Raw genomic sequence first — 1,682 nt, 5'->3', positions numbered from 1 at the left:
GGCGGGGGAGGGGGCGGCGCTTCGATCGCCGCGAACAGCAGGCTTTCGAGATCCTCGGGTGCCGCGGTCGGCAGCGGGGTCAGCTTGGGCGTGCCGCCGCGCGCGCCGGTCTTCACCTCGCCGATCCTCACCGCGATCGGCCGGCGGCATACTGCGGGGCCGAGCGCAAGGAACCGGCCGCGTTCGAGGTCGCGGATCTGTTCGGCCTGGCGGCGTTCCATGCCGAGCAGGTCGGCGGCGCGTGCCATGTCGATGTCGAGGAAGGTGCGCCCCATCAGGAAGTTGGACGCCTCCGCGGCGACGTTCTTGGCGAGCTTGGCGAGGCGCTGCGTGGCGATCACCCCCGCGAGCCCGCGCTTGCGGCCGCGGCACATCAGGTTGGTCATCGCGCCCAGCGAGGCACGGCGCGCTTCCTCCGAAAATTCGCCCGCGGCGACGGGCGCGAACATCTGCGCCTCGTCGACCACCACGAGCGCGGGATACCAGTGGTCACGCGGCGCATCGAACAGTGCGTTGAGAAAGCCGCCCGCGCAACGCATCTGGGCGTCGATATCGAGCCCCTCGAGGCTCAGCACGACCGAGGCGCGATGCTCGCGGATGCGCGCAGCGATGCGGTTGATCTCATGCTCGCTATGCTCGCTCGCATCGAGCACGACGTGCCCGAAGGCATCCGACAACGAGACGAAATCGCCCTCGGGATCGATCACCACCTGCTGGACCAGCCCGGCGCTGCCTTCGAGCAGCCGCCGCAACAGATGCGACTTGCCCGACCCCGAATTGCCCTGCACGAGCAGACGCGTCGCGAGGAGCTCCTCGAGATCCATCAGCACCGGATTCCCGGCGCCATCCATTCCCATGTCGATTCTGGCGGTCACGCACATGCCTTTGGACGATCAGAAGGGGGGCGGGCAAGCCCAGTGCGGCGCGGGGGCTTGAAAGGCGGGGCAAGATGACTCGAAGACTTGGGGCCCGTCGCAGGCTGTAAGGCGAGTCGGTCGTTTGTCGAATATCTGCCAGCTAGCTACCATTCGGGCCGGTTTGTTCAGCTTGGAGCCGAGTAAGATAATTCACGACCAGCTGTGACGCCCATCCGCGGTAATGGCCGAGGTCGGCGCGCAATATGATAATATTGTCTTCTGGGTGAAGTGTCGGCTTTATGAGCTCAAACACTCTGTCCGCGGTCAAATGCGTTGATAGTAAGTAATTGTCGGCTGAATATCGCAGCCAGTCAAGACCGGACATGGCGCGCTCAATCGCATCATTTGGCACCGATCGAGTGCGGCAATTTAGCGCAATGCTAAATACGTTACGCATTACGCAGCATCCGTTTTACTAGTTAACAGTTGTTTGGCTGGTTTCACGTCGCTCAGTATAGGGTTTTTTTCTGGAGGTTGTCCGGCAACTTGCATTTCGAATTTTCGATATTCAAGAAGTTCGGCACCTTCCAACATTGCCAATTCGGGATTTCGTTCGGCAAATTTTTGAGTGCGGTGCACAAACCAAACAGTGAAAATGGTGGCAACGCAACCGCCGAGCATCAGGGGGCCATCGATCCACAGGTTGCCACTGAGTTTAAATATGATCGCCGCCCAAACGATGAGCAGACCTAGTCATCTGGAACTGAAGTAAGTATCATTGTATATGCCGTTGTTGGATAGGCAGGGGCATTCATGATGGCGGGT

2 protein-coding genes are annotated in these 1,682 nt (G+C 60.6%); both read right to left on the bottom strand.

Features of this window, described 5'->3' with window-relative positions; genetic code table 11:
* The coding region (locus tag AC3WJD_RS21935) for a helicase HerA domain-containing protein (protein WP_492748967.1) at nucleotides 1–875 on the bottom strand (875 nt) is incomplete at its 3' end.
* 438 nt (nucleotides 876–1,313) lie between these two features.
* Nucleotides 1,314–1,538, bottom strand: coding sequence for a hypothetical protein (locus AC3WJD_RS21930; protein ID WP_492748966.1), 225 nt, complete (start codon nucleotides 1,536–1,538; stop codon nucleotides 1,314–1,316).
* Nucleotides 1,539–1,682 lie beyond the last annotated feature (144 nt).

It is taken from the genome of Sphingobium sp. FW306-1B-F04DB (assembly GCF_058781925.1).
The sequence above is the reverse complement of the archived record's forward strand: the minus strand, read 5'-3'. Positions and strand labels throughout refer to the sequence as shown.